The sequence below is a fragment of the Terriglobia bacterium genome, from assembly GCA_035712365.1.
GTDB lineage: Bacteria > Acidobacteriota > Terriglobia > UBA7540 > UBA7540 > SCRD01.
On the sequence record DASTAW010000033.1, the window covers coordinates 125147 to 137516 of the forward strand.

General features: G+C 58.7%; 12 protein-coding genes. 7 read left to right on the forward strand and 5 right to left on the reverse strand.

What is annotated here, in order from left to right:
• Window positions 1-119: 119 nt before the first annotated feature.
• Both VFQ24_10110 and tdh read right to left on the reverse strand, forming a co-directional pair.
• Window positions 120-1304, reverse strand: a complete 1185-nt coding sequence (locus tag VFQ24_10110) for a glycine C-acetyltransferase (GenBank protein ID HET9178695.1) — start codon at window positions 1302-1304, stop codon at window positions 120-122.
• Window position 1305: 1 nt separating this feature from the next.
• Entirely contained in the window at window positions 1306-2334 is a 1029-nt protein-coding gene (gene tdh / locus VFQ24_10115; GenBank protein ID HET9178696.1) for an L-threonine 3-dehydrogenase, read from the reverse strand.
• Window positions 2335-2765: 431 nt separating this feature from the next.
• Between tdh and VFQ24_10120 the strand changes: the two genes are divergently transcribed.
• From VFQ24_10120 to VFQ24_10135, 4 genes are all read left to right on the forward strand, one after another.
• Complete coding sequence (locus tag VFQ24_10120; protein ID HET9178697.1) at window positions 2766-3272, forward strand: RNA polymerase sigma factor; 507 nt, start codon at window positions 2766-2768, stop codon at window positions 3270-3272.
• Complete coding sequence (locus VFQ24_10125) at window positions 3269-3859, forward strand: hypothetical protein (GenBank protein HET9178698.1); 591 nt, start codon at window positions 3269-3271, stop codon at window positions 3857-3859. The genes VFQ24_10120 and VFQ24_10125 overlap by 4 nt, the downstream gene beginning before the upstream one ends.
• A gap of 336 nt (window positions 3860-4195) precedes the next feature.
• Window positions 4196-5236, forward strand: a complete 1041-nt coding sequence (gene aroF, locus VFQ24_10130) for a 3-deoxy-7-phosphoheptulonate synthase (protein ID HET9178699.1) — start codon at window positions 4196-4198, stop codon at window positions 5234-5236.
• A 196-nt stretch (window positions 5237-5432) separates the two neighbouring features.
• Window positions 5433-6602 carry a nucleoside transporter C-terminal domain-containing protein gene (locus VFQ24_10135; GenBank protein HET9178700.1) on the forward strand — a complete coding sequence of 390 codons (1170 nt, stop codon included), beginning with the start codon at window positions 5433-5435 and terminating at the stop codon, window positions 6600-6602.
• Window positions 6603-6794: 192 nt separating this feature from the next.
• Here VFQ24_10135 and VFQ24_10140 read toward each other — a convergent pair whose 3' ends face one another.
• On the reverse strand, window positions 6795-7607 hold the full coding sequence (locus VFQ24_10140; protein HET9178701.1) for a hypothetical protein: 813 nt from the start codon (window positions 7605-7607) through the stop codon (window positions 6795-6797).
• A 219-nt stretch (window positions 7608-7826) separates the two neighbouring features.
• Entirely contained in the window at window positions 7827-8657 is an 831-nt protein-coding gene (locus VFQ24_10145; protein HET9178702.1) for a helix-turn-helix domain-containing protein, read from the reverse strand.
• Between the two features lie 237 nt (window positions 8658-8894).
• Here VFQ24_10145 and VFQ24_10150 point away from each other — a divergent pair, with 237 nt between their 5' ends.
• The 3 genes from VFQ24_10150 to VFQ24_10160 all read left to right on the forward strand — a co-directional run bounded on the left by VFQ24_10150 (window position 8895) and on the right by VFQ24_10160 (window position 11227).
• Window positions 8895-9953, forward strand: a complete 1059-nt coding sequence (locus VFQ24_10150) for a sensor domain-containing diguanylate cyclase (GenBank protein HET9178703.1) — start codon at window positions 8895-8897, stop codon at window positions 9951-9953.
• Between the two features lie 35 nt (window positions 9954-9988).
• Entirely contained in the window at window positions 9989-10615 is a 627-nt protein-coding gene (locus VFQ24_10155; GenBank protein HET9178704.1) for a cytochrome P460 family protein, read from the forward strand.
• Window positions 10616-11002: 387 nt separating this feature from the next.
• The gene (locus VFQ24_10160) at window positions 11003-11227 is read left to right on the forward strand and encodes a hypothetical protein (GenBank protein ID HET9178705.1); all 225 of its coding nucleotides are present in this window, start codon (window positions 11003-11005) and stop codon (window positions 11225-11227) included.
• Window positions 11228-11443: 216 nt separating this feature from the next.
• Here VFQ24_10160 and VFQ24_10165 read toward each other — a convergent pair whose 3' ends face one another.
• On the reverse strand, window positions 11444-11962 hold the full coding sequence (locus VFQ24_10165; protein ID HET9178706.1) for a hypothetical protein: 519 nt from the start codon (window positions 11960-11962) through the stop codon (window positions 11444-11446).
• Between the last annotated feature and the right edge of the window lie 408 nt (window positions 11963-12370).

A 12370-nucleotide genomic window follows, 5' to 3' on the forward strand; every position in this document is an offset into this window, starting at 1 on the left:
CCTTCACCATCGCTGTGAGGCGCTTTCGTTCGTCCATAACTGGCATTATAGGATGAAGTCCGAGATTGATGTGGGGGTGATGCTTCGCGCGTGCAATTGAGGAAGTGTATACGAATGCCTTACGCTATCGAGGCCTGCACTTCCTTAAAGCTCTGCACAGCGAACTCGAGGTCGTCTCGTGTGTGCGCGGCGGAAATCTGCACGCGGATGCGCGCCTTGCCCTGTGGCACCACGGGATAGGAGAAGCCGACCACGTAGATGCCCTTCTGGAGCAGCGCATCGGCCATGCGCGTGGCCTTGGCGGCATCGCCGATCATGATGGGCACAATCGGGTGCTCGCCCGGCACAATAGAGAACCCCAGCGCCGTCATCCGCTGGCGAAAGAAGCGCGTGTTTTCCATCAATCGCTCGCGCAGCTCCCCTGACCCCTGCAGCAGGTCGAGCACTTTCAGTGACGCAGCTACGATGGAGGGTGACACGGAATTGGAAAAAAGGTAAGGCCTCGAGCGCTGGCGCAGCAGTTCGATGATTTCTTTGCGCCCCGTGGTGTAGCCGCCACTCGCGCCGCCGAGCGCCTTGCCCAGCGTCCCTGTAATGATGTCCACCCGGCCCTCGACGCCGCAATGTTCCGGTGTGCCACGCCCGTGCTCGCCCATGAATCCCACGGCGTGCGAATCGTCCACCATCACCAGCGCGCCATACTTTTCAGCGAGATCGCAGATCTCGTCGAGCTTCGCGACGTACCCGTCCATGGAGAACACGCCGTCCGTCGCCACGAGCGCGTAGCGAGCCTCCGCTTTGGCCTGTTTCAACTTTTCTTCCAGGTCGCTCATGTCGCCATTGCGATAGCGATACCGCTTTGCTTTGCACAGCCGGATGCCGTCAATGATGCTGGCGTGGTTCAGTTCGTCGGAGATCACGGCGTCATCGGCGTCCAGCAGCGTTTCAAACAGCCCGCCATTGGCGTCAAAACAGGAACTGTAGAGGACGGCGTCATCGGTCCGGAGAAAGCGGCTCAGCGCCTCTTCCAGTTCCTGGTGGATGGCTTGTTTGCCGCAAATGAATCGAACCGACGAGAGACCGTAACCCCAGCGTTCGAGCGCCTCCCTCGCCGCCTGCACAATGGCCGGATGGTTGGCCAGTCCCAGGTAATTGTTGGCGCACATGTTCAGCACGCTTTCGCCGCTCTGCAGTTCCACCCGCGTCTGCTGCGGGGAATTCAGCGTTCTCTCGTTCTTGTAGAGGCCGGCCTGCCGGATTTCATCGAGACGTACTGTCAAATGTTCGCGGATGCTTCCGTACAATTTATGCCCTCCAGTCCAGAATCACCTTGCCGCAATTGCCGGCCCGCATGGCGTCAAAGCCTTTTTCGTACTCCTGCCACTTCAGGCGGTGCGTAATCACGGAGCTGATGTCCAGGCCCGATTCCAGCATCACGGTCATCTTGTACCAGGTCTCGTACATCTCGCGGCCGTAGATGCCCCTGATGGTCAGCATGTTGAAGATCACCTCGTTCCAGTTGATGGACATTTCCTGGTTGGGGATGCCGAGCATGGCGATCCTGCCGCCATGGCTCATGTTGCTCAGCATGCTCCGAAAGGCCGCCGGATTGCCGGACATTTCAAGGCCCACGTCGAATCCCTCCTGCATGCCCAGCTCTTTCTGCACCTGCTCAAGCGGAGTTTTCCTGGGATCGATGGCCCGTGTCACGCCCATCTTCTCAGCCAGCTTCAGGCGCTCCGGAACCAGGTCTGAGATCACCACAAAGCGCGCCCCGGCATGGCGCGCCACCGCTGCGGCCATCAGCCCGATAGGCCCAGCGCCTGTGATCAGCACGTCCTCACCCAGCACAGGAAACTGCAGCGCCGTGTGGACGGCATTACCGAAGGGATCAAAAATCGAGGCAATTTCCAGCGGCACAACGGGACTGTGCCGCCAGATGTTGGTCATCGGCAGAGCGACGTATTCAGCGAAAGCGCCGGGACGTCCCACGCCCACCCCCTTGGAATGCGCGCATAGGTGCCGCCGACCGGCCAGGCAGTTCCGGCAGCGGCCGCAAACCACATGGCCCTCGCCGCTCACCACCATGCCGGGCTCAAAGTCGGTGACGTTCGAGCCCACCTCGGCGATCTCGCCGACGAATTCGTGGCCGATCACGAGCGGCACGGGAATGGTCTTTTGGGCCCAGTCGTCCCAGTCATAAATGTGCAGATCGGTACCGCAGATGCCCGCCAGTTGCACGCGGATGAGGACGTCGTTGATCCCAATCGCCGGTTTGGGAACATCTTCAACCCACAGGCCCTTATCTGCCCGGCTTTTTACCAGTGCTTTCATCAGTCTCTCCGGAATTCGAATCGCGCGGACCTTATGCTGGCGGCCTGCGGGTCTCTCGTCTATGGCACATTAAGAGCTTTTGATTATCTCATGAAAAACACAGGCAGGTTTCGTCCCTCCCGGCTTCTGTACAGTTCCGCTATGAACGTACCTGTGGTCATCCGCAGCCCAGGCAGGGGTGGCAGCCTCTGATAGAGAGGTCCCGACCGTGTGCCCTCTGACAAGGGACGCGACCCCGTTTGACGAAAGAGTTGACTGATTGCCGCCTTCACCTCTGGGCGGCGCTTGCCTGGTTGGACACGATCTGATTGCGTCCCGATAGCCTATTTCGAGAACGGACCGGCGGGAGAACCTCGGATGTTTGCAGGAGCGCCCAATTTTTGGTGTAACCTTTCGCTTGTTCCCGCGTAATCAGCGTGACAATTAGAGCGATGGATTTTCAAAGCCTCTACGAGAAGCATGCTCCGGCAGTGCGGCGGTTCGCCCTGTTCTTATGCGGCAATCCGGAGATGGCGGACGACATCACTTCGGAGACCTTTTTGCGTGCATTGCAGGCTCACGGAGAAATTCGCCAGCCGACGGTGAGAAGCTACCTCTTCGCCATTGCGCAGAATGCGTATCGTGACCTGCGGAGGCGGTCGCACCGAGAGACAGAGCTTGACGAGAAAAGACCCGACACAGCAATCACCGCTCAAGCACATTTTGAACAGAAAGAGGAATTGAGCGCGGTGCTTGCGGCGTTGCAGGAATTGCCGGAGACAGATCGCGCCATTCTGCTGATGCGTGTTGTGGATGAAATGCCCTACGAGGAAATTGCCTCCGCCCTGGATGTGTCCGTAACTACCGCCAAGGTGAAAGTGCACCGCGCGCGGGCGAAGCTAATGGCCATTCGAGAGCCTGCGAGCGAGAAGTTGACTGGTTCGGGAGAAAAGCTATGAGCATTACGCGCAACGTGGTGATTGATTTGTTGCCAGTATATTTTTCCGGGGAGGCAAGCGACGACACACGTAAGCTGGTCGAGGATTACTTTCGGGAGGACCCTGATTTCGAGCGCGTCGCCCGGAGTGCAGCGACACCACTTGAAACGTTGAAGGCGGCTTCGTCGGTTGCGCCGGAAGCGGAAAGGGAAAAGCGCGACCTGGAGCGCATTGGATGGGAATTGAGGTCACGAAGAGTATGGCTTGTCATGGCGCTGTTTTACACGCTCCTGCCTCTCGTGCCGTTGGTCGGCGGAGAACTCGCTGGGTGGATTGGGGGACCCCACACCTGGGGAGGGAGAGTTGCAGATTTGGTCTGCGCGGCATTTTTTTGGCTCGTATATATCACACGGATGTCACGGCGCAAAGTGCTGCTGGCGGGGGCAATCTTCGTGAGCTCAGTAGCGCTGGCGCCCGTTTTGAATAAGCTGAATATCATCACAAGTCCAGCGGTGCAAGGCACCGACTTGGAGATAATCGTTATCTGCGTGGGTGCGGCGTTTTTCTGGTTTTTGTATTTTCGCGGGCGAGCGCCGGTGCGGCGGTGACGTGTCACGCCTGGGGCAGACGCGCTCGGCAGGAACGATCGTCAGGCAATCGCAAGTCGCGCCCGGGTCAATTCGCCTTTTTCCGCGAGGCCCCCATTCTCTTCACCATCGCCAGAACCCTAACATTTGCTTGCCCAGCCTGAAGATTTAAGATATAGTCGATGCACGATGGTCAGTTTGAATTTTACCAACGCGTTTAGCTTTAGCTACTGGTATTGGGGCTTTTTTGCCTCGATCCGCTAGAGTGGCGTTGGCCTGACCAGGAAAAACGAGTTTTAAGAAAAGCCAGCCCACTCAAGCCGAGTGGGCTTTTTTGTTGGCGAGGGGAGATAAACCATGATCATTTCCATGCGGCCGCATGCCACCAGGGAAGAAATTGACTACGTTTGCGAGCGGATACGCGAATTCGGATACAAGGTGCATTCCATCGAGGGCGAAGAAAGGGTGGTGATTGGCGTGATTGGTGTAGGCGATGTGACGGCTTGTCTGGAATCCCTGGAAGCGACTCCCGGAGTGGAGCACGCGGTGCGAATCTCGGCGCCCTACAAATTTGTGAGCAAAGAATTCAAGCAGGAGCGCTCGCGGATTCGCGTGAACGGCTCGGAGATCGGCGGCGACGAGTTTGTGGTGATGGCCGGGCCCTGCTCGGTGGAAAACGAGGACCAGATTCTCGAAACCGCGGAAGCCGTGGCCGCCGCCGGCGCCAAAGTACTGCGCGGCGGCGCCTTCAAGCCGCGGACCTCGCCTTATGATTTTCAGGGCCTGGCGCTCGAAGGGCTTAAGCTGCTGGCCAAAGCGCGCCAGGCCACCGGGCTTGCCATTGTGACGGAAGTGATGAGCGAAGGCGACGTGGACACGGTGGCGGAGTACGCCGATGTTATGCAGGTAGGCGCGCGCAACATGCAGAATTTCTCGCTGCTGAAGGCGCTGGGCAAATGCCCGCGGCCGGTGCTGCTGAAGCGCGGCATGAGCTCGACTATCAAGGAGCTGCTGATGTCCGCCGAATACATCACGGCGCACGGCAATCCCAACATCATTCTCTGCGAACGTGGCATCCGCACGTTCGAGACGGCTACGCGAAATACCTGCGACATCGCCGCCGTCCCTGTGCTCAGCGAGCTCACACACTTGCCGGTGATTCTTGACCCCAGCCACGCGACGGGCAAGCGGAGCGTGGTGCCTGCTCTCTGCCGCGCTGCCGTGGCCATTGGGGCAGACGGCCTGATCGTTGAGGTCCACCCGCAGCCGGAAAAGGCCATGAGCGACGGCGCGCAATCGCTCAGGACCGAACAGTTCGCAACCATGATGGCGGACCTGGAGCCTTACATCCGGCTCTGGAAGGAGAGCCGCGTTTCAGCCGCTGCAGCCTCGGTCTAGCGTCTAGCGCTGCATTACGTATCGGACCATCGCCACCTCCGCCGATTCACTAAAGCCGAGTGAATGCGGACCCATCGAAGCTTGTATCAATTTTCCGCGAGTTCTGCTATATCCTCTTGGGACCAATGGACTGCGTGCCGTTTGGGTTCTGACCCTGGAGGAACAACTGAACCATTCTGCGTCGCTACTGGGCATTCTGGCAATCCTCGCCACCTGTTACGCGCTTTCGCGGCGCCGCGATGCCATTAGCTGGCGGATTGTGGGTTGGGGCCTGGGTCTGCAATTCCTGATCGCCCTGTTTGTGCTTCGCACGGGGCCGGGCTACTGGCTCCTGGACGAAGCCTCACACGGCGTGGAGTGGTTCCTGCAGTTTTCGTTTGAAGGCTCCCGATTCGTCTTCGGCCCGCTGGGTGACCCGAAAGGCAATCTGGGCATGGTCTTCGCCTTCCAGGCGCTGCCCTTGATCATCTACGTGGCGGCAGCAATTTCAATTCTCTACTACATCGGCATCCTGCCGGCGCTGGTGTCCCTGGCGGCGAGGGCGGTGTTTAGGCTGATGGGAACCAGCGGCGCCGAATCCCTTGAAGTGATCGCCAGCATCGTTATAGGACAGGCAGAAGCCCCGCTCGTCATCCGTCCTCACCTGGAGACTTTGACCCAATCAGAACTCATGACCGTGATGACCGCCGGCATGGCCCACATCGCAGGATCGGTGCTGGGCGCCTACATCCTGTTCGGCGCGCAGGCGCGGGACCTGCTGACCGCCGTCGTCATGACGGCACCGGGAACGATGCTGGTGTCGAAGATGCTGATTCCGGAAACGGGCCAGCCGGAAACTGCCGGCGAGGTGAAGCTGGCGCTTGAGAAAGTGGAGGTCAATCTTCTGGACGCCATCACGCGCGGTGTTCTTGACGGTCTCTTCATTGCACTCAACGTGGGAGCCATGCTGATCGCCTTTGTCGCCCTCATCGCCCTGGCGAACGGCATTCTGGGATTCGCCCATACCACCTTGCCCACCGTGTTCGGTTATCTTCTGGCGCCGGTGGCCTGGCTTCTCGGCGTGCCGTGGCACGACGCCATGGCCGTGGGAAATCTGCTGGCTACAAAGGTCGTTCTGAATGAATTTGTGGCGTTTTCCCTGCTGGGCCCGCTGAAAGGGCACATCGCTGCGCGTTCATTCACCATTGCCACCTTCGCGCTTTGTGGATTTGCGAATTTCGGCTCCATCGGGGTGCAGATTGGCGCGATCGGCGCGGTGGTGCCTTCGCGCAGGCACGACATGGCAAGGCTGGGGCTGTGGGCGCTGCTGGGCGGCACCCTGGCAAATTACCTTTCTGCAGCTATTGTCGGCCTGTTCATCAACTGAGGAGAGAGGTGTCGGCGGGCGCGGACAGCCTTGTCCGACCCCTCACCCCGTTCTCTCAAGACTTTGCTGTTGGCCTTCCACGTGGAAGCCCTCCATGTACGTCCCACGGAGTCCCGAGCAAGTCCAACGATCCAGACGACGGCCTTAAATCTTTACCACCCTCGGTGCGTATGCGCACAGACAAGAGCCGGATTAGGGAATCCGGGAGCGCAGCGATTTCTCCCGAGCCTGCCACATGTCGAGTCCGTTGGATTGTCCCGATCCTTTTAGCAAACCGATAGCTGCCTCCGCAATTCTCATAAGAGACGCTGGCTGCGCGTGGAATTTCTCCCCGAGAAGATATGCCTCGTCGCAGGACCTCAGGGCTTCGACAATCTTCCCTTCTTGCGAGTAGGCAGCACCGAGATACAGCAAGAGCTCCGACTTCTGGCGCCTTTGGTTATTAGCCACGATATCTTGAGGGTCGTAGTCATCTGACTTCTTATAATGCTGGATGCATTCGTCAAGGTACCTGCTTGACTGTAGATAGAACGAGATGGCAGGTCCCCAGCGCCCCTGAGCGCCCTCGATCATGCCCAGCATTTGCAGATTCCCGGCAATTGAACTCTCAAATGTCTCATATTTCCTTTCAAGCGCAAGCCTCCGATGATAAACCTCTTCTGCCTGTTGAAATTCCCGCAGGTATATGTAGGATTTGCCCAAATAATCGAGGGCATCATCCGTAGCTCGATTCCGCCGATATGCATCCTGTACCTGGGACACAAAATCGAGAGCGGATTCGGCCTGCTTGATAGCTTTTGGATAGTCCTTTCGCCTCAACTCCTGGCTGGCACCCTCCAGAAATTCGTCGACTCGGGTCTCCTTTTCAAGTTCTTCCTTTGAAATTCCAGCGTGGACCGTGGCACTTGTGCCCTGCGGCGGAGAGGCTGAATTCGGCGCCCGCCCGCCCCGCACCATCGAGAAAACAAGGACTGTTGAGAGAATGCGGAGGATAACTGCAACCATTCAGGCCTCCGTCGTAACCCCGACAGTTTAATCCAAAAATCCCACTCTGGCTGCTCGACCCGCGTGGAATCTTACGCGTCGCAGGAGAGTGGGATCAGGATTCCCAGCTTATCTTCAAGAGAAACCGGCAGGTTGCCTTCCGCAGCCTTGCGGCGGATTCGAGAGGGTGCTTTACCCGAGCGCAGGATATCCACAAGCGGGTCAGAAATGGCAGCGGCCTCATTGGGAAGTCGGGTTCTTCAGGCTGTCCCAGGTAAGATGGACCTGCTTGACCTCGCCCTCACGGCCCAGCGATTTCTGTGTCTGGCCGTTGAGCGTGAGGATGACTCCCTGGGCGTTCCCGGTGAGAACGTCGAAAGAGGTGGTGGCTTTGAAGGTTTTCACCGTGTTCGGTTCCATGATGCCCTGCATCACCATGCTGCCGTCAGCATCGATAGCGATCCAGGACCGCTCAGTCGTGGCGATTTGGAGGACCAGCCTGCCATCGGCATCCGCGACGGGCGGCAGCTTGGGAACGTCGGGCGTCACGACTGCAGATGTCGCCAGTACGCCTGCTCCTGCGGTTTTGGAATTGGCCGGTTGCGAACTGCTGCCGTTCGCGTTTGGGGGATCCAGGGCGGGGCGGACGCTTGCGGCCGTGGAAATTTTCGCTCCCGGGGGTGCTTGCAGCGGCCGATGCGAGCGCCTCCAGAGGGCGACGCCAAGCACCAGGAGGATGACAACAATGACCACTGCCCATAACGTGTGGCGGGTCGGCGGTTCCGGTCGGGAATGGACATTAGGAGGAGAGAAGCGGCTGAGATCGACATCAGCCCTGGTCTTCGCAGCCATCTGGTACTCTTCGATGAGCGGGTCCTCATCCAGGCCCAGGTAGCGAGCGTAAGCCCTCACGAAACTGCGGCGAAATATCCCTCCCGGAAGCGCAGAAAACTCGTCAGTTTCAATGGATTTAAGGAAGCGGACGCTGATCTTGGTGGCGGCAGAGATCTCCTCCAGCGTAATGCCGCGCATTTCCCTCTCGCGCTTCAGGTTCTCGCCAAATGAGCCCATCAACCCGCTCTTCCTGCCGCCCTCCCCCGTTAATGTCTTCCATCATATTTCCGAGCCGCAACCGTGTCAATTCCTTCACGGGCACCCTCCGCCCCAGTACCGGTTCGAGTCCCCAGGAATTGAATCAGTCCGAAATTCACATAAACAAATTGAGGAAACGGCCGAAAGAAATACTGAAAAAGAGAAGTCGCATTTTGCAGGATCGGGGAAACCTGCACGGGGCAGGCTGGCAACCCAATGGCAGGACGGACTGACAGAATTCGCGAGCTGGAGCAGCAGATTGCGCGGCTGTCTCTATTTCATGAGGTGGGCAAAGCGGTTGCCTCCACGCTCGATCTGCAGAAGGTGCTCGAAACGATCATGACGAAGATCAGCGACTTTCTGCGGCCCGACACATGGGCCCTGCTGATGCTCGATGAAAAGACCGGCGAGCTTCACTATGAGATCGCCGCAGGCGCGAACGCCGCCAGCCTCAAGGATGTCCGGATCAGGCTGGGCGAGGGAATTGCGGGCTGGGTTGCCGAGCATGGCGAGGTGATCCTGATCGAGGATGTTGCCAAAGAGCTCCGTTTCGGCCTGGACAAACAATCCTGGCACGCCGGGGCGCAATCGATCATCTGCGTGCCGGTGAAAGGCCGGGGCCGCGTGCTGGGCGCCATTGAGCTTATGAATACGTCGAACAACCAGCACTTCCATGACGACGATGTTCCGATCCTTGCGAACCTTGCTGACTATGCCGCCATCGCGCTGGAAAATGCGCGCTACGTCCGGCGCATCCAGGAACTGACCATCACGGACGATTGCACGGCGCTCTACAACGCCCGGCATCTCAACTTCGTGCTCGACGCGGAGGTCTATCGCTCCATTCGCTACGGTTATGAGTTCTCGGTGATCTTTATTGATCTTGATCGCTTCAAGCAGGTGAACGACAGCCACGGCCATCTGGCCGGCTCCAAACTTCTCTGGCACGTCGGCGCTCTCATCAAGGGCCATCTGCGCCTGATTGATTACGCCTTCCGCTACGGCGGAGACGAGTTTGTCGTGCTGCTGCCGCAGACGTCCAAACACAACGCGCTGAGCGTGGTCCGCAGGCTTCGCGAAATCCTGAATTCCAAAGTGTTCCTCGAGGAGGAAGGTCTGAACGTCAAGGTGACCGCCAGCTTTGGCGTGGCAGGCTTTCCCTCGGATGCCCGCACGCGCAAAGAGCTTCTTTCTTTGGCTGACGAGGCCATGTACCTGGTGAAGAACACCACCCGCGACAACATCGCACTGGTGGGCGAAGGCGTGATGAACTAGCGCCGGTGGCAGATTTCCATGGCATAATCAGCCTGATGCGCTTTCTAGCAGGCCCTTACGCTGCCAGGCTCATGGCGATTGCGGGGACGGCGATTGCTGCCGTTGTGCTGCTGCGGGGCGATGGCTCTCCGGCCGCTCCGGCTCCATCCGACGCCCCACAGTACACCGCCGATGGCCAGCTCATGTTGCCGCGCGATTATCGGGAGTGGATCTATCTCTCCTCCGGCCTCGGAATGGAATACAACCCCGACGGAAAGCCCGGCACCGAATTCACCAACGTGTTTGTCAAGCCTTCCGCCTACCGCGCTTTTGTCGCCACCGGCCGCTGGCCCGACAGAACGATGTTTGTTCTGGAAGAGCGCGCCTCGGCTACTCGAGGTTCAATCAACCGCGGCGGCCATTACCAGTCCGAGCTGCGCAGCCTGGCCGCTTCCGTCAAGGACGTGAAGCGCTTCCCGAAAACGTGGGCGTACTTTTCCTTCAACCGGGCGGCGCAACAGGCGCGCGCCAACCCTCCCGCCCACTGCTTCCAGTGCCACAACTCGAACGGCGCTGTGGACAACACCTTCGTGCAGTTCTATCCCACTCTCAAGCCCGTGGCAGAAAAGTACGGAACCTTCAACCAGACCAATGCCGCTTCAGAAACCCAAGCTTCTCACTAACACCTGCCAGCCCCGCTACCGACAAGTTCTCGGTGATCGCCTGCACTATGCACGGCAATAAAACCGGACATGCAAGCGGACATTGTCAAGGACATCGGCAAAGCTAAGTGCGAGCCGGGTCAATACTTTTGATCGTTCGGAGAAGTGGACATGAAACCGGACATCACAAGCGTCGCTGGCCGGGATGACTCGGCCATCGTGACGGCTCTGGCACTAATCCGGCGCGCCTGGTCTGCAACCCCTACCGTAGACGGCAGCCCATCGAAATGATAATTTGGTGCCTTATGACAATGCGCCGCGTGTTTGAGGGCGGCAGGAATGGCTCGAGCCCCAGGGGAGGGGTAAAGACTGAGCGCGCAGGCAACCGCTCAGAAAAGGAGGATCGAGATGCTCTTCGAGGTCAGACGCAAGCACGTAACCATCAAGCTGAGTGACCACAATCTGCTCAACGCGGTGGTCCGTGGAGAAGAAACCCAGGGGTTGTGGCTCACGCCGGGTGAGGATACCTCAGTGCCGGAATTCCCTGCCGGTGTGCAGGAGCCGATCATCTTTGTTCCTTTTAACCAGATGGTCTGGCTGGTCACTTCTTCCGTTCGCCCGCCTGACATTTAGGATTCAGGGTTTTTCGCGGGCGCCGCCGGACACAGGCTGGCAAGGGGGGTCTTCGGCAGGACCGGCAATTTCGCCGCCTTAGACGCCCTGATTATTTTCTGGAGATGCGCCGCCTGAAACGTCAACACGGGACCACCGGCGGTCCACTGCCTTCGCAGAGTCCCCGCCGCACAGATCGCGGTTGCCCGCGATCCATGCGACGCCAGCGATTGTCCCTCATCGGCCAAAATTGAAATTCAGTGAAATGAAGTCCTGCACGCGGTAGCCGTTGTCCACCAGCACCACGTTCTCGCCAAGGATGAAGTAGCGATAGCTGGGCGGTGGCGGCGGCAGCTCTTCCAGCATGACTACGGGCACCGGATGGCAATATGCCCGGTAGCGAGGCTCCACGACGTACCCGTAACCGACGACCACTCCGCGTGGCGCGGGCCCACGGAACCAGTGCTCGTCGTTGTGTTCGCGCACGTAGGCCACAAAGCCGCGCCGGTCGTTGTCATAAAAGCGGTAATGTCCAGCGCGATCGTGGTCCCAGCCCCGGTGCAGGCCGTTGTCATGGTGCTCGTGTTTGCCGTGGTGCTTCCAATCTTTGTCCTTGTCCTTGTCGTGGCCGTGGCCGTGGTCATGCTGGTCATACGGGCGATACGGCTGCGCCGCCCAGCCTGCCATAGAGCCGGAGCCCAGCGCCACGCCCGCGCCCACCAACGCCACCATCAAAAGCCGCTGAAATTTCTTCATATCTGTCTCTCCTTCGACCCGCCATGGAAGCCTTTTTCGGGAAAAGGGCAGTGAATGGCCAGGTATATCGTGGAGCGAATGCTCCCTGCCCCCTCCCCAGGTTCCCAATTTGCACCAGAAGGTTATTAACTGTCAAAGAACTATCGTACCAGTCCCATCCCCCGTTGGTGGTATAGAGGATAAACCATGATGGTTCTGTCACTTGCTGGAATATTATGCGGGACATCGGGCCGCGGCCTCATGGCCCTTTCTGTAGTGGGAGTATGCCACACGGTTTGATCCAACCGAGAGTTCGTTGTTGGGTCAACAAGCAGATACGACAGAGAAAATCATAAACCTATTGCGAGGTATCGATCCGCGCCGTAGTTTCCATTACGTATCGCGAAGCCATTGTGGAGTGCGGGAGCT

Excerpts from the sequence above, each read along its gene's own strand:
- aroF (HET9178699.1), top strand. The coding sequence starts at position 4,196 with ATGATCATTTCCATGCGGCCGCATGCCACCAGGGAAGAAATTGACTAC.
- VFQ24_10145 (HET9178702.1), bottom strand. The coding sequence starts at position 8,657 with ATGGGCTCATTTGGCGAGAACCTGAAGCGCGAGAGGGAAATGCGCGGC.
- VFQ24_10140 (HET9178701.1), bottom strand. The coding sequence starts at position 7,607 with ATGGTTGCAGTTATCCTCCGCATTCTCTCAACAGTCCTTGTTTTCTCG.
- VFQ24_10160 (HET9178705.1), top strand. The coding sequence starts at position 11,003 with ATGCTCTTCGAGGTCAGACGCAAGCACGTAACCATCAAGCTGAGTGAC.
- VFQ24_10125 (HET9178698.1), top strand. The coding sequence starts at position 3,269 with ATGAGCATTACGCGCAACGTGGTGATTGATTTGTTGCCAGTATATTTT.
- VFQ24_10120 (HET9178697.1), top strand. The coding sequence starts at position 2,766 with ATGGATTTTCAAAGCCTCTACGAGAAGCATGCTCCGGCAGTGCGGCGG.
- VFQ24_10155 (HET9178704.1), top strand. The coding sequence starts at position 9,989 with ATGCGCTTTCTAGCAGGCCCTTACGCTGCCAGGCTCATGGCGATTGCG.
- VFQ24_10150 (HET9178703.1), top strand. The coding sequence starts at position 8,895 with ATGGCAGGACGGACTGACAGAATTCGCGAGCTGGAGCAGCAGATTGCG.
- tdh (HET9178696.1), bottom strand. The coding sequence starts at position 2,334 with ATGAAAGCACTGGTAAAAAGCCGGGCAGATAAGGGCCTGTGGGTTGAA.
- VFQ24_10165 (HET9178706.1), bottom strand. The coding sequence starts at position 11,962 with ATGAAGAAATTTCAGCGGCTTTTGATGGTGGCGTTGGTGGGCGCGGGC.